The following is a 24,596-nucleotide window of genomic DNA, read 5'->3' as shown; positions in this document are numbered from 1 at the left end:
TTTATGAAATCTATCCCCACCCTTCTAAAAGTTTTGGTCGTGTTGGTACTTAGCGCACAAGCGCATCTCGTTTACGCGCAGAGTGGCCAATTCACAACGGCAGCCAATAACTACCTCAAGAAACGTGCCGATGCCTTCATGACCATCACGGGCTACTCACTCACCCCAGATGTCACTACTGGATCACTCTCGATTACCGATAAAGGCGGAGAAAATCAAAATTTACAAATGATTTCCCTTGGGGGTGGAGACCGTATTAGCGCCAACTTCCCACTCTATCTTGAGGGCACGATTGCCTTTAACCGATATAACCCGACATTTACTGATGGCATTGGTAATGCGAGCATTACGGTACCGGTCAACTGGAATGGCATTACCGGAACTGGTGGTGTTGGCTGAGACTTCCCGCTAACAGATACCCTACGCATTCGCCCAATTGCCAACGTCATGCTGGGCCGCGTCGAGAGCGACCTCTCGATTGCAGGTCGCATCATAGAAAATAAAACAGGAGTAGACCTACAGTTCTTAAATGGAGGTCGTATGAATGCTTATGGCCTTGGTGGCTCATTAATGCTGGACTATGAGGACCACAAGCCCGAACGTGAATACGATGCAGAATTGCGCTACACCAATATCGCAATCAACACCTTTGACAGCTCTACTGCCGTTCAAGGATCTGCAGACTCTCAAAGTTTAGGATTGTGGGCCAGAGCCAGATACCCCACACCTCTAACCGTATTAGAGAGGCCATTGCGAGCCGTCTTTGAGGGGTGGCGCATACCGAGTTTCTTGGCCAGCTCCGCGGGGCTCTTGGGTTCGATTCGCTTTCCTCTGTAGGCACCGGAATAGAAATTGATCGTAGTGCCTCAGACCCCATGTTTAGCAGGGTGCGACCAGTTTTTCGGTATCAATTTGGACAGAACGTCCGAGGAACTTCTATAGGCTTAGCAGCAAGCTTTTAAAGCAAAAAATTAGAGGCTGCGAGATTTGCGTTTGAGTTTATTCACTTCATTCAACAACTCTTGACGCTCTGCATCACCCAAGTTATCACTTCCATATAAACGGCGCGCACCATCAAAGCGCTTATCCCAGTAGAGACTACCAAGATCGTCTACACGCACACTAGCGCCTTTGGATGGAGAGTGAATAAATTTATTGTCGCCAACATAAATGCCGACATGGGAGAAAGTTAAACGCATGGTGTTAAAGAATACTAAATCACCAGGCTGCAATTCTTCGCGGGTAATGGACTTACCTACGCGACTAATCTGAGTGGATTTGCGTGGCAATAAAAAACCCAATTTGTCTTTAAAAACATAGCCGACAAAACTACTGCCATCTAAACCGGATTGCGGCAACTCTGCATCCCAACGATAACGCACGCCAATCACTTCCATGGCGCGATTAATCAACTCATCTGATTTACCGGTAACTGAATCTGCAAAGCGATCTGATGCACGAATAAAGTAAGACTTACCCGCCTGAAACATACTTTGCTTGGGAGTTTCAGTGGAGGCCTCAACTGGAGCTTCTTTTGAAGCATCCAATGCAGTATCTGCTGCCAAGAGAGGATGCGCAGCGAATGCAAAGGCAATCAGCGCAGCCGTTGACATTTGCTTGAGCAGCGTAGGCAAGAGGTCTTTTTTAAGTGACATCGATCCATTCTAACAAAGAAGGGCAATTTCACCAAACGCTAGCTCTGAGGCTAATGCATTGTTTTAAAACAAGTATTTTCTATTCCGGTGCATAAATGCGCCAAAATGGCACCTTATTGGGGCGCTTGCTTAAAGCTTAAGTTAGCTCAGCAGCCGTGAATAGCTCTTTGGTATAGGTTTGGCGAGGGTGCTGAATCATAGTCTCAGTATCACCAAACTCCACCACCCTGCCCGCTTTGAGCACCATGATCTCATGGGACATTGCTCGAATAACTGCCAAATCATGACTAATCATTAGGTAGGCCAAGTTGTATTTTTTCTGGAGCTCAGTCAATAAGGCAAGCACCTGTTTTTGAATCGAAACATCCAAGGCTGAGGTGGGCTCATCTAAGACCAAGATCTGTGGTTTGAGGATCAAAGCACGAGCAATCGCAATCCGCTGCCTTTGGCCGCCAGAAAATTCATGGGGATAGCGTGGGAGGGCGGAACGATCAATACCGACTTCTCGAAGAATATCTAAGACACGTGACTCACGTTCCGGTGCAGACAAATTTGGAAAGTGCACATCCAGACCTTCTGAAACTATTTGCATCACATTCATGCGCGGAGAAAGTGAGCCAAAGGGATCTTGAAAAATTACCTGCAAACTGGAACGCATAGCGCGGCACTCTACTGGCTTTAGCTTTTGCCAATCACTTCCCAGCACATCTACATCGCCCGTAATTTCTGCAGCAGTGTCACCCAATAAACCTAAGACTGCCATGCCTAAAGTAGTCTTGCCTGAACCAGACTCACCAATGACGCCAATGGTTTGTCCTTGCTTGAGTGCAAAACTCACCTTACGCAAGACCTGATGACGTGGAGGCTTTTTAAACCAAGCAGTAGCTTCAGTACCTGGGTAAGAGACAGATAAATGCTCCGTCTTGAGCAGGATGGGCGCCAATGGCATTACTGGCGCCAGATGGCGCACAGGCGCGCTATTTACTAAGGCTTTTGTATAAGGATTATCTGGGTGTTCGAACACTTGCTTAGTTGACCCAACTTCCATCAAGTTTCCCTGATTCAATACAGCAACACGATGAGCAAAATGCTTTACCAAATTGAGATCGTGAGTAATCAGGAGAATGGCCATGCCGCCATGATCTTTAGACTCTTCTTGCAACTCTTTGAGTAAATCCAAAATCTGCAAACGTAGACTAACGTCTAAAGCAGTGGTTGGCTCATCCGCAATGAGCAATCTCGGCTTACACGCCAAGGCCATGGCAATCATGGCCCGTTGACGCTGCCCACCAGATAATTGGTGTGAATAGGAGTGGAAGCGCTTCTCTGGCTCTGGGATACCCGTCTTCTTGAGCAACTCAATCGCTGCAGACATAGAGTCTGCTTTAGAAATTAAAGGTTGATATACCTGCACCGCTTCAACAATTTGATTGCCAATAGTAAATAAAGGATTGAGCGCAGCCATGGGCTCCTGAAAGACCATGGCAATCTCACGACCCCGAATCTCACGAATATCTTGAATCGGTAAATCCAGCAAATTGACTGCTTGATTGCCAGTATTTGCATGCAGACCGTTCCACAAAATGCGGCCCGATGTTTTTGCACCCTCAGGCTCAAGACGCAGGGGCGCCAAGGCAGTCAGGGTCTTGCCTGAGCCAGACTCACCAACTAAGGCGACGCGCTCACCCACTCCAATCTCAAGATCAAGATGGTTAACGGCAAATTTTTCACGTCGACCAGTGCCGAAGGAGATTGAAAAATCCTCGTAGCGAAGCAATGGTACAGTTTCTGCGTTCAGTTTTGCCGTGGAACTCATGAACGCCCTCCACGCATAGCACCAGACTTGCGAGAATCAAAAGCATCGCGCAAGGCCTCACCCATAAAGGTAAGCAAGAGCAAAGTGGCTACCAAGACCACAAAGGTCGATAGTGAAATCCACCAAGCGTCTAAATTACTTTTTCCTTGAGAAAGTAACTCCCCAAGGCTCGGAGTACCAGGCGGCACACCAAGACCTAAGAAATCTAAACTCGTGAGAGACAAAATCGCCGCACTCATTCTGAAGGGCAAAAAGGTAATGACTGGTGTCAAGCTATTGGGCAGAATATGACGACGCATGATTTGCAAATTCGTTAAGCCCAACGCTCTGGCAGCTCGCACATATTCCAACGCACGATTACGGAAAAACTCAGCACGCACATAATCAGAAAGACCCATCCAACCAAATGCTGCTAGCAAAATAATTAGGAGCCAAATGCTGGGGTTAAAGATGGAAGCAAAGATGATCAGTAGATATAACTCTGGCATCGCCGACCAAATTTCAATCAAGCGCTGAGAAATCAGATCAAGCTTACCGCCAAAGAATCCCATTAAAGAGCCGGTGATGATGCCTACACTTACACCAACAATAGTGAGTGCCAAGCCAAACAGAATTGAGAGGCGGAATCCATAAATCAAGCGCGCAAGAACATCGCGCCCACGATCGTCAGTACCCAACCAGTTGTCAAAAGACGGTGGCGCAGGGTTAGGCACCTTTGAAAAGTAGTTGAGTGTTTCGTAGCTATAAGGTATCGGGGGATAAATCGCCCAATTACCATTGCTCGTAATATTGCGACGAATGTCAGGATCTAAAAAATCCGTTGGGGTTGCAAAGTCACCCCCAAAGACTCGCTCAGGCTGCGATTTCACAATCGGGAAATAAAACTTACCTTCGTAGCGGACTATCAAGGGCTTGTCATTAGCAATAAACTCAGCGCATAGAGATAGACCAAACAAGGTCATAAAGATCCAAAGACTGGCATAACCCATGCGGCTGTTTTTAAATCGATGCCAGCGACTCATGAGCCACCTCCAGCACCAAACTGAATGCGCGGATCAATATAAACATAACAAAGATCCGAGATCAATTTAGTAAACAAGCCAATCAGGGTGAAAAGATAGAGCGTTCCGAAAACCACTGGATAGTCACGCCTCATAACGGACTCATAAGACAGTAAACCCAGGCCATCCAAAGAAAACAGGGTTTCAATCAGTAGCGAACCAGCAAAGAAGGCACCGATGAAGGCTGCTGGAAAGCCTGTCACCAGAGGCAAGAGCGCATTACGGAAGACATGCTTCCAAAGCACCTGCTTCTCGGTGAGACCTTTGGCTCTCGCAGTCAAGACATACTGTTTACGAATCTCTTCCAGGAAGGAGTTCTTCGTCAACATCGTGATCACCGCAAAACTTCCTAAAACTGAAGCGGCAATCGGTAAAACCAAATGCCACAAATAATCCATCACCTTCCCAATCATGCTCAACTCACTCCAGTTATCTGAAATTAGTCCACGTAGCGGGAAAATCTGCAAGAAACTACCGCCACCAAAGATGACAAGCAAGAGAACACCCAATACAAATCCTGGGATGGCATAACCCACCAAAATCATCGTGCTCGTCACCGCATCAAAGCGAGAGCCATCCCTGACTGCTTTGGCAATACCCAAGGGTATCGACACCAAGTAAATCAGAAAGAAAGTCCATAAACCTATGCTGATAGACACTGGCAATTTAGAAACCACTAACTGCCAAACACTTTGATGTTGGTAGTAACTCTCACCCAAATCAAATTTCGCAAAACGCTTGAGCATCATGAAATAACGCTCTACTGGCGGCTTATCAAAACCATACAAAGCCTTGACCTCCGCTAAACGCTCAGCGTCTACACCTTGGCGGCCACGATAGTTGCTTCCGCCACCCGAAGATTCGGCACCACTGACTGCAGCATCACCCTTACCCTTAAGTTCCAACATCAATTGCTCTACAGGGCCACCTGGTACAAATTGCACTACAGCAAAGGTGAGAGTTAAAACACCCAACAAGGTAGGAATCATCAAGAGCACGCGCTTGAAGATATAAGACCACATCTGCCCTTGCATTAGCGCGCCCCTTCTTTCCACCAATTGAGCAGAATCCAAGATTCGGCGGTGTAATACAAAGGAGGTTCTGGGTAGCGCATCTCTTTACGATACGCGATTCGGTGTGTCGGGTTGTACCACTGCGGAATCACGTAGTAACTATTCCACAGAACGCGGTCTAAGGCTCTAGTGGCTGCACGTAACTCTTCACGAGTCTGGGCTTTGACGACTGCATCCACTAGGGTATCGACCACTGGAGATTGAACTCCAATCACATTGTCAGAGCCTTTTTCTTTTGCAGCCTGACTTCCAAAGCGATCCCACAATTCATTACCCGGGCTTTGTGAGTCCGGGAAACGAATGGTAGTCATATCGAAGTCGTATTCATCCATACGCTTCTGATGCAAAGCAAAATCACTTGTCCGAATATCCACCTGAATACCCAACTTCTCTAAGTTACGCACATAGGAAGAAATCACTCTTAAAAAGAATGGGCCATCTTCGACCATCTCAAATCGAAAAGGCTCACCTTGCATATTTCGTAAGGCGCCATTTCGATATTGCCAACCAGCCTGGGCTAATAAATCTCTTGCTTTGCGCAGGTTCTGACGCAAGCTATCTGGGGAAGCAGTTGAAGGTGCAGGAGGCATTGGACCAAAGACTGCATCCGGCACCCACTTAGGATATTGAGCCTTCAGAGGTTTGAGTAATTTCAATTCCGCTTCAGTGGGCTTGCGAGGACCATCAAAATTGGCACTCAGATCACTATTTGTAAAGTAGCTATTAATACGACTGTATTGCTCAAAGAAAAGCTGGCGATTTAACCACTCAAAGTCGAGCGCATAACCCAAGGCTTGTCGCACACGCGGGTCCTGAAAAATCGGACGACGCACATTCATGGCAAAACCTTGCATGCCTGCGCCGTTGTGATTTAAAAAAGCTTTCTTCTCTAGAGTGCCATCATTAAATCTGGGGCCAACATAACTCTTTACCCAATTTTTAGCCCGGCACTCCACCAGAGCGTCGAACTCTCCAGCCTTAAAGGCTTCTAGGCGAACGGCATCATCGCTATAGAGCTTGTAGTTCACGCGATCAAAGTTATAAAAACCGACACGGACATTAAGCGTCTTACCGCCTTGATCAGCCCAGTAATTTGGGTTGCGCTTAAAGATCATGGTCTTACCAGCTTTGTAAGACTCAATGACATAGGGACCGCTAGCTATCGGTAGCTCAAAGGTCAATTTATCAAATGGCGTAATCGTGCCATCGGGCTTCTTACCCCAGTTACGAGAGAAGATTGGCAAGGTACCCACCATCACTGGTAATTCAGGATTACGATTCTTAAAATCAAAACGGATCACCCGATCAGAAACTACTACCGCTTGCTTCACATCGGCATAGACCGTTTTAAATTGCGGATTAGCAAGTGAGCTCATCAAGGTATCAAAGCTGTGTTTGACATCGCTAGCTAAGATCGCACTGCCATCCGAAAACTTCGCCTCAGGACGAATCCGAAACACCACAGACATCTTGTCAGACGCAACCGCAATATCTTCTGCGATCAGACCATAGGCACTGGAGACCTCATCCGCACTGCCTACCGCCAAAGATTCAAACATCAGCTGGGCTATGCCAGGGGCAGCCACACCGCGCAACGTAAATGGATTGAACTTATCAAAGCTTGTTCTGCGATCCGGGTTGGGTAAAGTTAAGGTACCGCCTCGCGGGGCACTGGGATTCACATAGTCAAAATGGCTAAACCCATCCACATACTTAGGTTTACCGTACTGAGCAATCCCCTGGGCACCCTGAGCCGAATTGACTGCTACCCCAGCCAGAAGGGCTAAGAGCAGCAAAGTGGGGATTTGGCGGATGGCGGGGTGCATGGGCATATATGCAAGAATTATAGGTGGCAAACCACATTTGAAGCAAAGGACACGATATGGGCTTTCTCGCTGGCAAAAAAATTCTGATTACCGGCCTTCTTTCTAACCGCTCAATTGCCTATGGCATTGCCAAGGCATGTCACCGCGAAGGGGCTGAATTAGCCTTTACCTACGTTGGCGAGCGCTTTAAAGACCGCATCGTCGATTTCGCCAAAGAATTCAATACCGAGCTGATTTTTGACTGCGACGTTGGTAGCGATGAACAAATTTCCGCCCTCTTTAAGGGTTTAGCGAAGACTTGGCCGCAGTTTGATGGCTTTGTTCACGCCATTGGCTTTGCACCACGCGAAGCGATTGCCGGTGACTTTTTAGAAGGCCTGTCTCGTGAAGGCTTCAAAATTGCTCATGATATTTCCGCTTACAGCTTCCCAGCGATGGCAAAAGAAGCTTTGCCAATGTTGCGCGACAAGTCATCCCTATTGACTCTCACCTACTTAGGTTCAATGAAGAATGTACCTAACTACAACACCATGGGTTTAGCCAAGGCATCCCTTGAGGCCTCTGTTCGCTACCTCGCTGGCTCAGTTGGGCCTAAAGGTATTCGTGCTAACGGTATTTCTGCCGGCCCGATTAAAACTTTGGCTGCCTCAGGCATTAAAGGATTTGGAAAGATCTTGGAGGCAGTTGAACAAACTGCCCCATTGCGTCGCAACGTCACCATTGATGATGTTGGCAATACCGCTGCCTTCTTGTTATCTGATTTAGCAAACGGCATCACCGCTGAAATTATTTATGTTGATAACGGCTTTAGCCAAGTTGTTGGTGGAATGGACGAAGTTTGAGTGTTCCACTTCGCGAAGCCCTGAAATTTTGGGCCAAGCTAGGCTTTATTAGCTTTGGTGGCCCCGCGGGGCAAATCGCTGTCCTCCACCAAGGGCTAGTTGAAAGCGTCGCTGGATTTCTGAGCGGCGCTTTTTACATGCACTGAACTATTGCATGCTGTTACCGGGGCCAGAGGCTCAGCAATTAGTCACATATATTGGCTGGCTCATGCATCGCACTTGGGGTGGGGTTCTAGCCGGCACCCTCTTTGTTTTGCCTTCTCTCTTTATTTTGATTGGCCTATCTTGGGTCTACCTAACTTTTGGCCAAGTACCCTGGATTGCCGCTATTTTCTTTGGCATCAAACCTGCTGTTACCGCCATCATCCTGCATGCTGCAGTCCGCATTGGTAAACGCACGATTCACAATCAAGCACTGCGTTGGATTGCACTGGGATCTTTTCTGGCGATCTTTATATTTAACCTGGCTTTCCCGATCATTGTTATTTTTGCGGCCTTGATTGGCATTTGGGGTGGTAAGCGTTTCCCAGAATATTTTCAACAAACCACTCCTCACAATAAAGTGGGTGAGACTCATGCTCCTGCAATCATTGACGATCACACCCCAACTCCAGAGCATGCCAAGTTTTCTAGAGAGCGATTTGTAATACATAGCTCAGTTGTTACAGCGCTCTGGCTTATTCCGTTTATTGTATTGACGCTGATTTTTGGATGGAAAACACTTTATCCACAAATTGCTTGGTTTTTCACCAAGGCTGCCTTTCTCACGTTTGGTGGTGCTTATGCGGTTCTGCCCTATGTTTATCAAGGTGCCGTCGATCAATTTCATTGGCTCAGCGCTGGTCAAATGATGGATGGTTTAGCGCTTGAAGAAACCACCCCCGGTCCGCTCATCATGGTGGTAGCTTTTGTTGGCTACCTCGCTGGTCATATTCAACATCTCATCGGCAATAGCAATCCATTTTGGTTTGGCGTACTTGGCGCTTGCGTTGCCACCTGGTTTACTTTCCTACCTTCTTTTTTCCTGGTCTTGGTCGGTGGGCCACTCATTGAGTCCACACATGGCAAGTTGAGTTTTACTGCACCACTCACCGCAATTTCTGCTGCAGTAGTCGGCGTAATCGCCAATCTTGGACTGTTCTTTGCCTATCACGTCTTTTTTCCACATGGTCTTGGCGGTTCCATTTCTTGGACTTCGATTGCAATTACCTTGCTTGCAGGCTTAGCGCTGTTTAAGTTTCAAAAAGGTGTAATTAGCGTGTTAACTGGCTCAGCCTTAGCCGGCTTACTCAGTTATTTATTAGCGAGTTTATTGATCTAGACCCATCGCATTTAGAGTTGAAATTGGCATAATGGAGGTTATGCGAATCGAACCTCAAACCATCACCCATCTCCAAGAGTGGCTCGGCAAAACCGAAACACTGCAAGATATCGTCACAGCAGCACCCGTCAAAGCTTTATCTGCGACACTCGATCGACCCGACCCTACGCCGAATGACGGAACTTTTCTGCCGGAGTTATGGCATTGGCTCTATTTTTTGCCTTGCGCCCTTCAATCTGAAATCGGACCTGATGGTCACCCTAAGCGTGGCGGATTTTTACCGCCCGTTCCGCTACCACGTCGCATGTGGGCTGGCAGCCGAGTTCAATGGCTAGCCCCGCTCGAAGTAGGCGATGAAATCGAACGTGTCTCCAAAATTGAATCGGTTACGCACAAGGCAGGTCGCACCGGTGATCTCATTTTCGTATTGGTCAAACATGCAATCTCCAATCAAAATGGCTTAGCCTTAATTGAAGAGCATGACATCGTGTATCGCGATGCACCCGGCCCAGACGATAAACCTGTTGCACCCACACCGGTTCCCACAGGCGCACAGTGGACCAAGACGATTACGCCTAGTGATGTTTTATTGTTTCGCTACTCAGCGCTGACATTTAACGGTCATCGCATTCATTACGATCGTAAATATGTCACTGAAGTAGAGGGCTATCCCGGCCTTATTGTTCATGGCCCTCTAATTGCAACCTTGTTGGTAGACCTGATGCGTCAAAGTATTCCGGGCTGCAGACTGAAGAGCTTTGAGTTCCGCGCTATTCGACCTACTTTTGATATCAATCCTTTTAAAGTCAGCGCAAAACCCGATCTTGAGAAAGATCCATCTGGAAAAACCATTTCTATTTGGGCTGAAGATCACGAAGGTTGGCTCACCATGCAGGCCACCGCAGTTTTAGCTTAGGGAATGATTTGTTATGACTACTCCGCATTTAACTAAAGCCTTAGCTACATTTGCTTCCGAATTAAAAATAGGTGACATCCCCGAAGAAGTGCTATCCCGCACCGAAGATTTACTGGTAGATTGGTTTGGATCTGCAATTGCTGGCAAAGGTTCACGCGCTGTAGAGGCCATTACGCAGTTTGCGCAAAACATGGGTGGCTTCAATGCAAGCAACCCTGGCTCTGCTGAAATTCTGATTCACCGCACAACATCCAGCCCCTTCCTAGCTACAGTAGCAAATGCAGCCGCATCGCACGTAGCCGAACAAGATGACGTGCACAATGGCTCTGTATTTCATCCTGGCACCATCGTATTTCCTGCCGCTCTCGCCACAGCTCAAGCTATAGGCGCTTCGGGAAAAGATCTGCTCGTAGCTGCAGTTGCCGGCTATGAAGTCGGTATTCGGATTGGTGAATTCCTAGGTCGCTCACACTACAAAATATTTCACACTACGGGCACTGCCGGCACCTTAGCTGCTGCAGCAACTGTAGGCCATCTTCTCAAACTCAACCCAAGCCAAATGCTGCATGCCTTTGGCTCAGCTGGAACGCAATCTGCCGGCCTTTGGGAGTTTCTGCGCGATGCCGCCGACTCTAAGCAACCACATACAGCACATGCCGCCTCAACTGGCTTGATGTCAGTCTACTTAGCGCAATCTGGCTTTACTGGTGCCGAGCATATCTTAGAAGGTAAGCAAGGTTTGGCTGCCGGCATGTTGAGTGATGCTGATCCAAGTAAATTAATTGATCGACTGGGAACTCGCTGGACTATTGCTGAGACGAGCTTCAAATATCACGCCTCATGTCGTCATACACACCCTGCTGCCGATGCCTTATTGCAAGTCATGTTGAAACAAAATCTCAAGCCTAGCGATATCGCCAAGGTGGAAACCTTGGTTCACCAAGGGGCAATCGATGTCTTGGGCCCAGTCACCGACCCCACAACCGTGCACCAATCTAAGTTCTCAATGGGTACCGTACTCGCGATAGTTGCCCACTATCAATTTGCAGGCCTGCAAGAATTTGATCAACACTTCCATGATCAAGATATTTGTTCTTTCCGCGATCGCATCACTATGATCTTGGACCCTGAAGTCGATAGTGCTTACCCCCAAAGCTGGATCGGCAAAGTCAAAGTCTATTTAAATAATGGTGAAGTATTAGAAGGTCGTGTTGATGAGCCCAAGGGCGATCCTGGTAATACCCTAAGCCGTACTGAGATTACAGATAAGGCGATGCGTCTTGCTGCATTTAGTGGTGGTGCAAGCCCAAGCGAGATGAGTGCCGCTATCGAGCGCTTGTGGAATATCCGCAATCAGTCCAAGATAGGTCGATTACTCCCTTAACTTCAGAGTCATTTTTTCTCTTTTGCTTCATTTTTAATAAAGCCTCATTGATGAACCCACTTGATACACCCCTTGGATTTAGCAGTACATTCTTATTTGTTCCTGGCACACACCCAGAGCGATTTACTAAAGCCTTAGATAGTGGCGCCGATGGTGTCATCATTGACCTTGAGGATGCAGTTGCTGAGGAAGAAAAAGAATCTGCACGTGCTGCTATACGCTCTGCCTGGCCTACGTTTAGTGCAGAACAAAAAAACCGTCTGATCATTCGATCGAATTCTCCTGGCAGTCATTTTTATTCAGCGGATCTAATCTTGGTTCAAGAATTAGATGCGGCCTGTTTGTTAATTCCTAAGAGTGAATCTCTCGACCAAATTAATGGTGCAGCACAAATCCTGCCAAACACAGCAATCATTCCAATGATTGAAACTGCCATTGGCCTTGATCGCCTTAATGAGATTGCAAACTCTGAGCAGGTATTACGTCTGGCTTTGGGCAATATTGATTTGCAGGCAGACTTGGGAATGGTGTGTGACGCCCAAGAAACCGAACTACAAGCGGCACGCTTTCAGATTGTGTTGGCTTCACGCTTGGCGCAAATTGCCCCTCCAATTGATGGGGTTACTCCCTCTACTGACAACATTGAGCGCATTACAGACGATGCGGAGCGCGCGAAAAGAATGGGCTTTGGTGGCAAGCTATGCATCCACCCAAAACAGGTTTCCCTAGTGAAGACTTCCTTTATGCCTACTGCCGCAGAAGTCTCTTGGGCACATCGCGTGATTGAAGCGGATAAAGCATCTAAGGGTGGCGCCGTGAAATTAGATGGTCGCATGATTGACCGGCCAGTGGTCTTATTGGCTCAAAGGACGCTTGCCATTACCGGCAAGCCGTAAAGTCGATAATTGCTAAAAGTGGCAAAATTACCCCGCATCACACATTAACGGAGACTTAAATGAAATTAAAGAAAACTTTACTGGCTAGCGTAGGAACGCTTTTTCTTGCCAGCAGCCTTTTATCAACACAAGCCTTAGCAGCAAATGAAGCATATCCAACCAAGCCGATATCCTTGGTGGTTCCATTCTCAGCAGGTGGGCCTACAGATACTGTTGCTCGTTTGCTCGCTGTACCAATGGGCAAGTCACTTGGGCAAACTGTCGTAGTTGAAAACGTAACTGGTGCAGGCGGCACAATTGCAGCAACCAAAGTTGCACGCGCAAAACCAGATGGCTACACACTGTTTATTTATCACATTGGCATGGCAACTGCACCAGCCCTTTATGACAAGCTTCCATACGATCCATTAGAGAGCTTTGAATACATCGGTCAAGTTGTTGATGTACCAATGGTGCTCTTAGGTAAAAAAGATTTGCCAGCAAATAACTTTAAAGAACTCGAAGCCTATATCAAAGCTAATGGCTCTAAAGTAACTATGGCTAATGCTGGTCCAGGCGCCGTTTCTCAACTTTGTGGCCTACTGTTCCAAAGCCGTTTAGGCGTTAAGCTAACCAACATTCCTTACAAAGGTACAGGTCCAGCCCTTACTGATTTGTTGGGCGGTCAGGTTGACCTGCTCTGCGATCAAACTACTCAGACTGTTGGATACATCAAAGCAGACAAAGTGAAAACTTTTGGTGTAACAACACCAAAGCGCTTACCAAGCTTGCCTAATATTCCTACTTTAGATGAGCAAGGCTTAAAAGGCTTTGACGTTAAAGTCTGGCATGGTATCTATGCACCTAAAGGCACTCCACCAGCTGTTATAGCGAAAGTGAATGCTACCTTGAAAGCCGCATTGAAAGATCCAGATATTAAAAAGCGTCTTGATGAGTCCAGTATTGACATTGTTTCAATGGATAAAGTCACATCACAATCCCTTAAGGCTCAAGTTGATTCAGAGCTCAATAAGTGGGGTCCATTAATTCGTAAATCAAAGATTTCTGATTAATCCTTAACCGGATCCCAAATGTTGTTAAAAGGCCAGCTTATAGCTGGCCTTTTTTATTGCACCCACATCATCGGTTGGATCAACGCCTACTTTATAGTCAATCAACCCGCTCTAAAAAGATATCCTGATTGCGCCTTTTCACGACGCTTCCGATAGATTGTGCTGGGGATGGCAAACAGAGCCCAGATCGCCAGGAAAGGATCAAGGAGATAGTCCCAGAGATTCGCTGACTCATGCCAATGGGCTGCCCAAGCAATGATGGCAACTGAAATAATCCAAACACCTTTGGTCCAACCAACCAGACCGCATACCATCGCTAAGAGAATGACGGCACCCAAGAACCCAATGGCACTATAGCCCCATACATAGGGGTCGAACATTCCAAAGCCTAACGCTAGGGGATAAAACACAATTGCAATGATTGCTAAAGGGACTTTAAATCCCATCGGCGTCTTTTGTGCAGCAGGCAGTATGGAGCTCCACAACAAAAGCATTGTCACGATACTGAGCTCCCCCGTGACTCCACGGACAAAGGCTGATAAAGGTAATTCAAGCGATATTCCCAGCGGCCAGAAAAATAGGTTGCCTAGTAATAAAACTATCAGCAGTCGAATTAAAAATGGGATCTCTGTTGATGATAGTTTTTGTAGAAGAATCATCAACACTACCGCACAAGTAAGCGATATTTCAAGCAATGCAATGATTTGTAAATAGGGGGTCATCATTGCGCATCCTTTTCTTTAAGACTGCTTACAGCATAGTTAAACCAGGCAGCCGGAAAGTACACATGCTTAATCTTTTGTCTATTCCAGGTATAGGCAAGATGGACGTCCTCACCATTGGCAGATATTAAGTACGGGTACGAGAATTCTTGATGCAAGTTGTTGAGCAAAGTCTCATCATCTTCAAGCACCTGAATCACTCGCCATTGAGTAGAGTTTGGCTCACACATCACCATTACCAATCGATAACGTGCTGCTTCAATATTATTGAGCACCATTAATTTTGTGCCATTAGCCAAAGTAAGTGCGGCAAGGGCTGAGTTTGGATTTGGAATTTCAAGATCTTTTGTTACAACCCAAGACTGTCCAGCATCCTTGGTTTCACTGACGGGGATTTGTTTTGGCTGGGAGCTTGGCCGTGTTTGACGGAAAAAAGCGTTTGCCTCTTGAGGCCCATCAGTAAAAACTACAGGCTGAATCGCACCCCTACCAGAGCTCATACGTCGTTTATCAATAACCTGACTCGCCTCGATTCTGAGGAACTCACCAAAGCGACCAATCCATTCGTGATAAGCGGGCAAACCCAAGCGTCCATCCGTAAATGGGATAGCCGGGGACTTTACCAAGGTACTCAGATTAATTAAGGGTGAGCTAATCAAGCGCTGGGGCCGACCCCAAGTCAAACCCTCATCATCTGAAATCACTGATGAGATTGAGCTACCTGCCCAACCTCCAATAGATACGGTTACAAAAAACAACTGCATGCGACCATCCGTCATTCTTGCTGGAACGGGGTTACCTAATTTAGCAATGTAACGGGATAGACCCTTTTCTGCACTAACTCGATCCATTACAACAGTTGGAGCGCTCCACCTGGCTGCCTGCGGATCAAACACAGATGTATTAATCACCACATCTGGTGCACCTTCGCGACTCCCTGCAAACCAGAAGGCTCGAATCGCACCATCTTTCAGCGCAATTAAGGAGGCGGCGTGTACTGAAGGGGCGCCAGTATCTGGCAACCAATCCATCCTTAGGGTTGGCTGTGTGATCTTTGCTGGCGCAATATGCTTAAGATTCTTTGCTGGCTTTGCATCCTCGATTGACTGAGGAGTATCATCCACTTGCGGCGCACTGTTAACTTGGTATTCACCTGCAAATGGAGCCCATATTGGGCGACTATCAATATGTAGATAGCCAAGCACAGAAGCAAGTAATAAAAAACAAAAAGCAATTACACGGCTCATCGACAAGCGTCCTTACCTACCAATGGTAAGGTCATAGTTGCAGGTGTAGAAATTAAATATTCATTCACAAATAGATGCTCTCCAATATGACCTTTAAGTATCGCCTGAATTTCAGCATCGGAATGGCGGGCCCGCATCTCCATACGCTTACCGACGATCTGGCAAGATTCACAAAGCACAGGCTCTACACCTATTGCCGACTGAATAGCTACTAATGGATACGTATTGGTGAGCAAATCAATCTGGGTAGCATCCTTTGCCAAATAGCCATGCAATATTGCACCCGGCAACAAGAGTCGATACTCCTCATCTTTAGCGCGGTAGTCACAAGGCACCCAAACATCTTTTCCAGCAATATCCTGAATAGTGGATTGAGAGTATCGGCCTACAGCACCTTCTAGAAGTGACAGACTAGTAGTGAGTGCGCAATAGCAAAGAAAGTAACCCGCCAAAGCAATTACCTTACTACGATCTCGATTCAATATACCCAGCAATACCAAGGCAATTGAAGTCACCATGAATCCCCAATGCCATGGGGAGTAATTCCAAATGCCAGACTGACCCAAGAAATCCGATAACTGTAAATTTCCGCCAACCCAAGAAAGCGCAGAAAGCAAGATCAACTGCAAAAGCAATGCAATCCGAAATCCCCATAAAGGCAATCGATCCCAGTACATTGCGATTAGAGCGGCAAATGCCGGCATCACTGGCAGCAGATATCGACCAGAGCGCTGACTTGGCAAACTAAATACGATAAAAAATGCTAAAACCAAGAGAAGCAGCAAGCCTTCTTCAAGCGATATAAATCGACGCTCCCTCCAACATTGAAGCAAAGCAGAAATCAAAACAAAAGTGAATAGACCGGCATTTGCTAGAGTTGTTAAAGCCAGCATCCAAATACTATCTCCTCCACGCACTAGATCAAGTAGGTAATGAGAGCTTCGTGCCTCGAACTTACCAGCGTTCTCACCCAGAACAAACTCTTTCCAGACTGCCTCTGGAAAAGGGTCCAGCACAAACCAGAGCGCGAATATACCCAGAGCAAGCAGAGCAATCAAAATGACTTTATATAAGTCTTTCAAAAAGACTTTTGGAATACTCCACCCTCGCCAGCGCCAGTAAAAAAGACCTAAGGCAAACGCAGCGGGAACAATGTAAGCAAAGGACTTTGACAATAAGGCCATACCAAAAGAGGCGCCCGCCAACAGCGGAAATAAGAGCTTAGATTCAAAAGCTGCTCTACCCCAATAGAGCAGCGCAAAGAATGGCAAGCTCAACCAAAATACTTCCGGGGGATCAGTGAGGAATGGGCGGCCATAGCGATAAGTTGCAAAAAAAGAAAGCCACACTAAAGCTGCCAGCAAGCCGGTCTGCTTTTTTCCACTAAAGCGAGCGACTGCCAAAAATAAGAAAAATGCCGTTAAGCCCGTGTATAAAACACTGGGCCAACGTAACGCAAGAAGACTCCAATCACTACCCCAAGCAGTACTAGCGATACCCTCCCAAAACACCAGGGGAGGCTTGGTATTTTTAATGCCATCCATCTCAGATTGAAGGGGTAGCCAAGCTCCAGCATCCGCAGTCATCCGAACGATGTGCATATAGGGATATTCATCCCCATTTTTTGGGGCAAAGCGACTATCTAAACCATACAAGTAGGTGAATACACCCAGAAGTAAGATGAAAAGAGCATTTCGATAAGTAAAAGTGCCACGCATATCGCTAGTTTATAGGTCTTGGGCTTAAAAGCTAAAAACTATCGGCATCAATACCTGCATTTTTTACTCTAAGCATATTCAAAATTCATCTAAGTAAAACCACCATTCCAATCGCTATCTGATTAAGATAGGATTTATTAGCATCCTCCTTAGAACTGCTGTATGTATGACGGAGACTATTCCTATGCGAGTGAAGCACCTAAAACCTATTTTGGTGGCTGGCACCTTGATTGGCTTGAGCCAGTGGAGCGGCCTCAGCTTTGCACAGACTGCTGACCAGCTATATAAACGTAGCCTTGCTGCAACCTGCGCTAATTGTCATGGGACTGATGGCAAGGGTGTGGTTGATGGTGGGATGCCACTCATCAATAACTTAACCAGCCAAGAGATGCTGACAAAACTTAAGGCTTACAAGGCTGGCACCTTAGAGGGCACCATCATGCCCCAGCTAGCAAAAGGCTATACCGATGAACAACTCACCACTATTGCCAATCAACTTGGCAAGAAACAATAAGGAGGCGCCATGGATCGTCGACATTTTATAGGTCAGAGCGCTGCAGCAGTAGGTTTACTTGCAGGACTGTCTACCCAAACAAAAGCAGCCACTTTACAAAAAGCAGAAATTCTCGTTATCGGCGGTGGATATGGTGGCGCTACTGCTGCCAAGTATTTGCGTCTATTCTCTAGCAACACAGCGCGAGTGACCCTCATAGAGCCAAATACCTCTTTTATCTCGTGCCCACTGTCCAATTTGGTTGTTGGCGGCTCACGAACTCTAGCTGAAATCACATCGCCTTATGACACACTGAGCAAGCGTCATGGCATCAAGATTATTCAAGACAGCGTCAGCAGCATTGATCCGGATAAGAAAACGGTAACCCTCGCCTCCGGCAAAACTTTACGTTACGACAAAGCTGTCGTATCTCCCGGCATATCACTGAACTTCAAGAGTATTGAGGGCCTCGCACAAGCTAACAAAGATGGCGTAACCCTGCAAGCCTGGAAAGCGGGTCCTGAAACTGTTGCCCTACATAAACAAATCGCCGCCATGCGCGAAGGCGGTACTTTTGCAATTAGCATTCCAGAGGCGCCATATCGCTGCCCTCCTGGACCTTATGAGCGTGCTTGCCAGGTTGCAAATTACCTCAAGCAACACAATCCTAAGGGTAAAGTATTAATTTTGGATGCTAACCAGGATGTCACCTCCAAAGGAGGTTTGTTCAAGAAGGTATGGGCCGAGCAGTACGCTGGCATTATTGAGTATCGACCTAAACATAATGTAGTTGGTGTAGACGCTAAAACCAAAACTCTCAAACTGGAAGTTGCTGATGATGTGAGGGCTGACGTGTTGAATGTTTTGCCGCAAATGTCTGCCGGTGAAATTGCCATGAAGACAGGTTTAGCCAACTCCAATGGACGTTGGGTGAATGTAAACTTCCTCAACTTTGAATCGACAGCGCGTAAGGATATTCACGTCTTGGGTGACTCGATTCAGATTGCTCCAACAATGCCAAAGTCAGGACATATGGCCAATCAGCATGCCAAGGTTGCAGCAGCAGCAGCTATTGTTGCTGAACTCAGCGGCTGGGAAGTCAATCCAGCGCCAGTGGTCACTAATACTTGCTATAGCTTTGTTAATGCTAGGGATGTGGTTCACGTGGCTAGTGTGCATCAATATGATGCTGAGAAGAAAACCTTCTTGCCTGTTAAAGGAGCTGGTGGTCTATCGCCTGCACCATCGACTCTAGAAGGTGTGTATGCGTGGGGCTGGGCTCACAATATCTGGGCAGATAGTTTGGGTTAAAGAAGTATTTACGCCCATTAAAAAAGAGGCCTCGGCCTCTTTTTTAATGTCTAGAGCGATTTACCCATCCCAGCAATTCGCTTGCGTCGTCGTTTGCTAATTAGCAAGAAGGTGATCGCCACTACTGGGGCTGTTATTGCAGCAATAATCTCCGGATGAATGGCGAGACCAGCCTCTTTTCCGCCTTTAGCGACATAGGCTAATAAACTTACCGCATAGTAAGTTAACACCAGAACCGATAAGCTCTCTACCGTCTCTTGAAGGCGTAATTGCAAACGGGCTCTCTGATCCATGCTAGCAAGTAATTTTTGCGTCTGCTCTTCATTTACAAACTCAATACGGGTCCTCAATGTTTGAGTTGTTCTCGAGATGCGGTCAGATAGCTCTTTTAACTTACGCTGAGTCCAAATACAGGTGCCCATCGCAGGCTGAAAACGCCGATCCATAAACTCCGATAAGGACTGCACACCTGGAATCGGAGACTCTGCTAACTCGTATAAGTTTTTACTGAGTAATTGACTGTATGCCTCTGAGGCAGTGAAGCGCAATCCATAACCTGAAATCCATTGCTCGGCTCTTGAGGCTAAATGAGAAAGCTCACCCAAAAACTGTCCATCCTTTTCGGTATAGATACCAGGCTCGGTTTGGAGCTGAGAAATATTTTTAGAAAGATCTGCCAATTCCGACTCCGCACTTCTGAGTGGCATAGAGAGACTCTTTGCTACTGGGAATGCGATCATGGCTGCCATACGATAGGTTTCCGCTTCAGCAAGAGCTCGCGCTATACGACCAGCCTGTCGTGATCCTAAGATATCATGCGGAATAAAGCAAGAGATGAAGCCATCCTCATCCAAACTTAAATCCGTCCACAGTTGGGCCTTCTTGCTCAACAAAATGTAACTTCCGAGTACGGTATTTCCACCAAAAATAGCCGAAACTTCTTGAGTCTCAGAAAACAGAGGGCGATGCTCAAAAGCGAGATCTAGGGCGGAAATTCTTTCACCGCCCGCCTCAACAATGATTGGGCAGCCTAGGTCCTGAAATAATTTATCCAAAGTCTTTTCGAGAGACAAGCGTGACTGCAATAGAGGTCCAGTAATTTTGACTGGGTTATGCACAATGACTGCGATGGTTGCAAACTCACCATGCAGCTCCCATTTAACAAGTACCCTCTGCGGCTCAGGGGCTAAGGTCAATGTTTTGAAGGAATGGTCTTGCTCATCATTAGGCACGCCCAATGCAGTGCTTAACTTTTGAATCCATTCAATTTGAGTCTGATGAGAATTCGCATCAAGCAGAAAAGATTGGGATAACACCCTTTCATTTGGCCAAAGTGCGATTGGGGGCGCGCATGGACCTCGTCGTGTAGCTGTCTTCTGGCGGGGTGGTCATAAGGTCTCATAGGGCAAATCTTTATTTAAGCAATATGTCGCGCGTCAAATATCAACATTACCATCTTGGAGTTGATATGGTCTAGTATCTCGATTTAAACAGTTACGCACATAATCAATACTAGTCCTCAGAGTGTAGTAGTCGCCAGCCATACTCTTGGGAACCTTTAGCTGGAGCGCTTCATATTCCAAAAGATCCAGCTTTTTCAGATATTCATCACCAGATCCTGACGAGAAACCCTCAATCATCTCCTGCTCATAGGCTTTGAGAGTACCATACAGGGAATTAATCTTGCGTCGCATTCGCTTATTTCGATAACCCGGGAGACTAATGAGGGCTGGATAAGCGATCATGCAAAATGGTAAGAGCACAAACAGTAAACGGTTAATGAGCTCTGCTAGCCAAAATGGGAAATAGGTCATTAACCAAGGTGAACCATTTTTCTCATAATGCAAAGCAACTGGACTCTCTGGGAAATGAGAATCTCCAAAGAAAGGAAATTCTCCGCGCCGTGCAAAAAAATTAGCTTTACCGTTAATTTCATGTGCCGCTTCTAAAAATAGGAATTGAAGCGCAGGATGCATGCGATCATCAATCAATAGATTGGTCGTTGTTGATAGCAACTGTATTTCAATATCGGGATTATTTCTGGGCAAACTAAATCCACCAATAGACACTTTTAAGGTATGCAAGTAAGGTAAGAGATGGGTATATGCCTCGGCTCGCTCAAATCCGGTGAGATGAATTTGAGGATCGGTAAGCAACGCTTGAACACTTTCTGATTGATAGCCATCAACCAAAAAAGCACCATCAATCTCGCCCTTCTTCAGAGCATTTACTGCGTCATGATTGGGTAAATATAAGAAATGGGCTTCTTTCTGAAGTCCGGATGCCTCAATCAAGCGCATAGCTTGAGAGTGGGTACCGCTACCAACAGCGTCTACCGAAACTTTCCCCTTAAGGAAATGTTTCATTTGACCATTGACCCCTCTAAAATTAGACGCCTTATTCTGGCCCGCGATAAAAAAACCATATAGGCTCATAATCAACCGCACCCAGCGAATCAATGCCGCCAATTCCACCTGGATTAAATGTTCCAGCCCGAACAAACGCTGCTTGTAAGGAATCTTTGCGATCGGCAAGACGCTTTAAGTTTTCTTGAGCGCCTTTGGTTTTTACCGGTTCAAGCTTGATGCCTTTTTTCTCAAAAAAAGTTACATATTTTTTAGCCATCACCTCATATGAACCACCCTCGGTTCCGGTAGCCATTAATACCTGTCGCGGAGGTGGTGGGTCGGCATATAGCCATATACCCACCAGCAAAATGAAGAGCAATGTAAGAATTGGCCAGGCCTCTTTCAGAAACAGGACAAAATCTCTCCATCTTTCTTGGATATCCTCAGTAAAACCAAGGGCAGCTTCTTTAATGTCTTGTTTGATACTTCCCATGGAAGGCCAATCAGCAAATATGTCAAAAGCTAATGATAATAGGCTAATTCGCTTTCCGAAAAAGAGCCAAGATGTTAGTCCTCAGAAAATCCCAAGAACGTGGCTATGCAGACCATGGATGGCTTAAAAGCTTTCATTCCTTCTCGTTTGCCGGCTACCATGACCCTCAATTCATGGGCTGGGGCAATTTAAGGGTAATAAATGAGGATCGAGTAGCAGCAGGCATGGGTTTTGGTAAGCATAGCCACCGTAATATGGAAATCATCAGCCATGTTTTATCTGGTGAATTAGCTCACGAAGACAGCATGGGGAACGTGAAGGGCATTCCACCTGGCGATGTTCAACGCATGAGCACTGGGACTGGGGTCACCCATAGTGAATTCAATCATGCTCAAGATCAGACTACCCACTTTCTTCAAATTTGGATTCAACCAAATGTTATGGAAGTTCAGCCGAGTTACGAGCAAAAATCTATCCCGCTCTTAGACAAGCAAGGCAAGCTTTGCTTAATAGCATCCCCTGATGGCGCGGGTAATGCAGTCAAAATTCATGCCGATGCCAGAATATATGTAGGCTTATTTGATGGATCCGAATCCCAAAAATTAGAGCTCGATCCAGCACGTAAAGCATATATTCACCTTGTGAAAGGCTCTTTAGAGGTCAACGGCATATCCCTGTCTACTGGTGATGCGCTATTGATAGAAAACGAGAGCAATCTACTGATCAGCAATGGTAAAGACGCCGAAGTCATTATCTTTGACCTGAGTCATTAAAAATTTAATGTTTGAGTCTTACGATCAGTATGCAAACGACAACCTAAAATCAGCAAAGAAACTCCATGATTGAAATCTCAGAGAAGCGCCTAATAGGCCCTATTATTCGACTCCATCCTAATGACAACATTGTAGTGGCGCGGGTAGATGTAGCAATTGGTGAACCAGTCCCAAGTGAGAATTTCACGAGCCGCAGTCAAGTGCCAGCAGGCTACAAAATTGCAGCTAAGAAAATCCTCAAGGGCGAAGCTATTCTGAAATACAACGTGACCGTAGGATTTGCCAATACCGATATTGAGCCTGGCACGATGGTTCATAGCCATAACACGGAGTTTCGTGAATTCGATCGGGACTATGCCTATGCAAGTGAATATAAACCTACTACCCTTTTGCCAGAATCTGAGCGTGCAACTTTTGAAGGTTATGTGCGCGCCAATGGCAAAGTAGGTACTCGCAATTTCATCGGCATTCTATCTACCGTGAATTGCTCCGCAACTGTCGTGAACAAAATTGCAGCGTGGTTTACCCCCGAACGCTTAAAAGATTTTCCCAATGTTGACGGTGTGGTTGCCTTTAGTCATAACATTGGTTGCGGCATGGAAATGAGTGGCGAGCCAATGCAGTTGCTGCGCCGAACCATGGCCGGATATGCACAGCATCCCAACTTGGCTGCCGCCCTGATCATTGGTTTGGGTTGTGAGCGAAATCAACTCAAAGGATTGATGGAGCAAGAAGCTTTGCAAGAAAATTCCACTTTGCATACTTTCATCATGCAAGAAACTGGTGGCACACGCAAAACAATTGAAGCGGGAATTGAGGCTGTAAAAGCGCTCCTCCTGGAAGCTAATAAAGCTAAAAGGCAAACTGTCTCTGCAAGCCACCTCTGCGTTGGTTTGCAATGCGGTGGATCGGATGGCTTCTCTTCAATTACTGCTAACCCAGCCTTGGGTGCCGCAATTGATATTTTGTCGCGCCATGGTGGTACCGGCATCCTCTCTGAAACACCGGAGATTTATGGTGTCGAACATACACTAACCCGTAGAGCGGCAAGCAAGGCCATCGGCGAAAAATTAATCCAACGTATACGCTGGTGGAAAGATGAACATTCTGTTGGCCGCGATGTTCAGATCAATGGACAAGTCAGCCCCGGAAATCAAATTGGTGGCCTAGCTAATATCTTTGAAAAGTCCCTCGGCTCATCCATGAAAGTTGGAACTGGGCCATTAATGGAGGTGTATCGATATGCGGAACCAGTAACTAACAGCCAAAGGTTTTGTATTTATGGATACACCCGGTTTTGATCCAGTCTCAGCAACAGGTCAAATTGCTGGCGGTGCTAACTTAATTGCATTTACTACAGGGCGTGGCTCCATGTTTGGATCAAAGCCAGCGCCTTGCATCAAGCTTGTCACCAACACTCCGATGTATGAGCGACTTACTGAAGACATGGACATTAATTGCGGTGAGATTTTAGATGGCACTGTTTCAGTTCAAGAGATGGGGCAGCGGATTTTTGAGCTCTTTCTCAGAACAGCCTCTGGTGAAGCATCTAAAAGTGAGCTACTGGGTCTTGGAGATTATGAATTCGTACCATGGCAAGTTGGGGTCATGAGCTAAGTCCAGCCTCAGGAGAATGGTGGTTCTAGGCG

The 24,596-nt window shown here is 46.5% G+C and carries 21 protein-coding genes and 2 pseudogenes; 12 read left to right on the top strand and 11 right to left on the bottom strand.

Annotated elements, in window-relative coordinates; genetic code table 11:
- Positions 1 to 3 precede the first annotated feature (3 nt).
- Both DXE44_RS10245 and DXE44_RS10240 read left to right on the top strand, forming a co-directional pair.
- Positions 4 to 399: a hypothetical protein gene (locus tag DXE44_RS10245; RefSeq protein ID WP_197712813.1), complete on the top strand. Its 396-nt coding sequence runs from the start codon at positions 4 to 6 to the stop codon at positions 397 to 399.
- Between the two features lie 48 nt (positions 400 to 447).
- Positions 448 to 837 carry a hypothetical protein gene (locus DXE44_RS10240; RefSeq protein ID WP_197712812.1) on the top strand — a complete coding sequence of 130 codons (390 nt, stop codon included), beginning with the start codon at positions 448 to 450 and terminating at the stop codon, positions 835 to 837.
- 134 nt (positions 838 to 971) lie between these two features.
- On the opposite strand, the gene DXE44_RS02615 is transcribed toward DXE44_RS10240, so the two are convergent.
- The 5 genes from DXE44_RS02615 to DXE44_RS02595 form a co-directional block, all read right to left on the bottom strand.
- Positions 972 to 1,655 (bottom strand): C40 family peptidase, encoded by a 684-nt coding sequence (locus tag DXE44_RS02615; RefSeq protein ID WP_114652427.1) that lies wholly within the window; start codon positions 1,653 to 1,655, stop codon positions 972 to 974.
- 136 nt (positions 1,656 to 1,791) lie between these two features.
- Positions 1,792 to 3,471 carry an ABC transporter ATP-binding protein gene (locus DXE44_RS02610; protein WP_114652425.1) on the bottom strand — a complete coding sequence of 560 codons (1,680 nt, stop codon included), beginning with the start codon at positions 3,469 to 3,471 and terminating at the stop codon, positions 1,792 to 1,794.
- Positions 3,468 to 4,493, bottom strand: coding sequence for an ABC transporter permease (locus tag DXE44_RS02605; protein ID WP_114652423.1), 1,026 nt, complete (start codon positions 4,491 to 4,493; stop codon positions 3,468 to 3,470). Before DXE44_RS02605 ends, DXE44_RS02610 begins: the two co-directional genes overlap by 4 nt.
- Positions 4,490 to 5,554, bottom strand: coding sequence for a microcin C ABC transporter permease YejB (locus tag DXE44_RS02600; RefSeq protein ID WP_174221134.1), 1,065 nt, complete (start codon positions 5,552 to 5,554; stop codon positions 4,490 to 4,492). The genes DXE44_RS02605 and DXE44_RS02600 overlap by 4 nt, the downstream gene beginning before the upstream one ends.
- Positions 5,555 to 5,565: 11 nt before the next feature.
- A complete protein-coding gene (locus DXE44_RS02595; RefSeq protein WP_114652418.1) occupies positions 5,566 to 7,437 on the bottom strand; it encodes an extracellular solute-binding protein in 1,872 nt (623 codons plus the stop codon).
- A gap of 50 nt (positions 7,438 to 7,487) precedes the next feature.
- Between DXE44_RS02595 and fabI the strand changes: the two genes are divergently transcribed.
- From fabI to DXE44_RS02565, 6 genes and pseudogenes are all read left to right on the top strand, one after another.
- Positions 7,488 to 8,273: an enoyl-ACP reductase FabI gene (gene fabI / locus DXE44_RS02590; RefSeq protein WP_114652416.1), complete on the top strand. Its 786-nt coding sequence runs from the start codon at positions 7,488 to 7,490 to the stop codon at positions 8,271 to 8,273.
- A pseudogene (chrA, locus tag DXE44_RS02585) lies at positions 8,270 to 9,594 on the top strand (chromate efflux transporter). Before fabI ends, chrA begins: the two are co-directional and overlap by 4 nt.
- Positions 9,595 to 9,625: 31 nt before the next feature.
- A complete protein-coding gene (locus DXE44_RS02580) occupies positions 9,626 to 10,510 on the top strand; it encodes an HTD2 family dehydratase (RefSeq protein WP_114652415.1) in 885 nt (294 codons plus the stop codon).
- A 13-nt stretch (positions 10,511 to 10,523) separates the two neighbouring features.
- Positions 10,524 to 11,894, top strand: a complete 1,371-nt coding sequence (locus DXE44_RS02575; protein ID WP_114652413.1) for an MmgE/PrpD family protein — start codon at positions 10,524 to 10,526, stop codon at positions 11,892 to 11,894.
- Between the two features lie 50 nt (positions 11,895 to 11,944).
- Positions 11,945 to 12,790: an HpcH/HpaI aldolase/citrate lyase family protein gene (locus DXE44_RS02570; RefSeq protein WP_114652411.1), complete on the top strand. Its 846-nt coding sequence runs from the start codon at positions 11,945 to 11,947 to the stop codon at positions 12,788 to 12,790.
- Positions 12,791 to 12,849: 59 nt separating this feature from the next.
- Positions 12,850 to 13,842 (top strand): Bug family tripartite tricarboxylate transporter substrate binding protein, encoded by a 993-nt coding sequence (locus tag DXE44_RS02565; protein ID WP_114652408.1) that lies wholly within the window; start codon positions 12,850 to 12,852, stop codon positions 13,840 to 13,842.
- A 101-nt stretch (positions 13,843 to 13,943) separates the two neighbouring features.
- On the opposite strand, the gene DXE44_RS02560 is transcribed toward DXE44_RS02565, so the two are convergent.
- The 3 genes from DXE44_RS02560 to DXE44_RS02550 are packed head-to-tail and all read right to left on the bottom strand — an operon-like array spanning position 13,944 to position 17,529.
- Positions 13,944 to 14,567, bottom strand: coding sequence for a hypothetical protein (locus DXE44_RS02560; RefSeq protein ID WP_114652406.1), 624 nt, complete (start codon positions 14,565 to 14,567; stop codon positions 13,944 to 13,946).
- A complete protein-coding gene (locus DXE44_RS02555) occupies positions 14,564 to 15,811 on the bottom strand; it encodes a sialidase family protein (protein WP_114652404.1) in 1,248 nt (415 codons plus the stop codon). Before DXE44_RS02555 ends, DXE44_RS02560 begins: the two co-directional genes overlap by 4 nt.
- Entirely contained in the window at positions 15,808 to 17,529 is a 1,722-nt protein-coding gene (locus DXE44_RS02550) for an ArnT family glycosyltransferase (protein WP_174221110.1), read from the bottom strand. Before DXE44_RS02550 ends, DXE44_RS02555 begins: the two co-directional genes overlap by 4 nt.
- Positions 17,530 to 17,695: 166 nt before the next feature.
- On the opposite strand from DXE44_RS02550, the gene DXE44_RS02545 reads away from it, so the two are divergent.
- Together DXE44_RS02545 and DXE44_RS02540 are read left to right on the top strand one after the other, a co-directional pair.
- On the top strand, positions 17,696 to 18,043 hold the full coding sequence (locus DXE44_RS02545) for a c-type cytochrome (protein WP_231970550.1): 348 nt from the start codon (positions 17,696 to 17,698) through the stop codon (positions 18,041 to 18,043).
- Between the two features lie 9 nt (positions 18,044 to 18,052).
- Positions 18,053 to 19,333: an NAD(P)/FAD-dependent oxidoreductase gene (locus DXE44_RS02540; RefSeq protein ID WP_114652402.1), complete on the top strand. Its 1,281-nt coding sequence runs from the start codon at positions 18,053 to 18,055 to the stop codon at positions 19,331 to 19,333.
- A 50-nt stretch (positions 19,334 to 19,383) separates the two neighbouring features.
- Here the strand turns inward: DXE44_RS02540 and DXE44_RS02535 are convergent, their stop codons facing one another.
- The 3 genes from DXE44_RS02535 to DXE44_RS10235 form a co-directional block, all read right to left on the bottom strand.
- Positions 19,384 to 20,673: a DUF3422 domain-containing protein gene (locus DXE44_RS02535; RefSeq protein WP_114652400.1), complete on the bottom strand. Its 1,290-nt coding sequence runs from the start codon at positions 20,671 to 20,673 to the stop codon at positions 19,384 to 19,386.
- 96 nt (positions 20,674 to 20,769) lie between these two features.
- Positions 20,770 to 21,699: a TAXI family TRAP transporter solute-binding subunit gene (locus DXE44_RS02530; RefSeq protein ID WP_415065054.1), complete on the bottom strand. Its 930-nt coding sequence runs from the start codon at positions 21,697 to 21,699 to the stop codon at positions 20,770 to 20,772.
- A gap of 31 nt (positions 21,700 to 21,730) precedes the next feature.
- Positions 21,731 to 22,174: a TAXI family TRAP transporter solute-binding subunit gene (locus DXE44_RS10235; protein ID WP_197712810.1), complete on the bottom strand. Its 444-nt coding sequence runs from the start codon at positions 22,172 to 22,174 to the stop codon at positions 21,731 to 21,733.
- Between the two features lie 71 nt (positions 22,175 to 22,245).
- Here DXE44_RS10235 and DXE44_RS02525 point away from each other — a divergent pair, with 71 nt between their 5' ends.
- Positions 22,246 to 22,947 (top strand): pirin family protein, encoded by a 702-nt coding sequence (locus tag DXE44_RS02525; protein WP_114652398.1) that lies wholly within the window; start codon positions 22,246 to 22,248, stop codon positions 22,945 to 22,947.
- A 65-nt stretch (positions 22,948 to 23,012) separates the two neighbouring features.
- Positions 23,013 to 24,564, top strand: a pseudogene (locus tag DXE44_RS02520) (UxaA family hydrolase).
- The last annotated feature ends 32 nt before the right edge of the window (positions 24,565 to 24,596 follow it).

It is taken from the genome of Polynucleobacter necessarius (assembly GCF_900095175.1).
Lineage (GTDB): Bacteria > Pseudomonadota > Gammaproteobacteria > Burkholderiales > Burkholderiaceae > Polynucleobacter > Polynucleobacter necessarius_I.
Note: the sequence above shows the minus strand (reverse complement) of the source record. Positions and strands in the feature narration are given on the sequence as shown.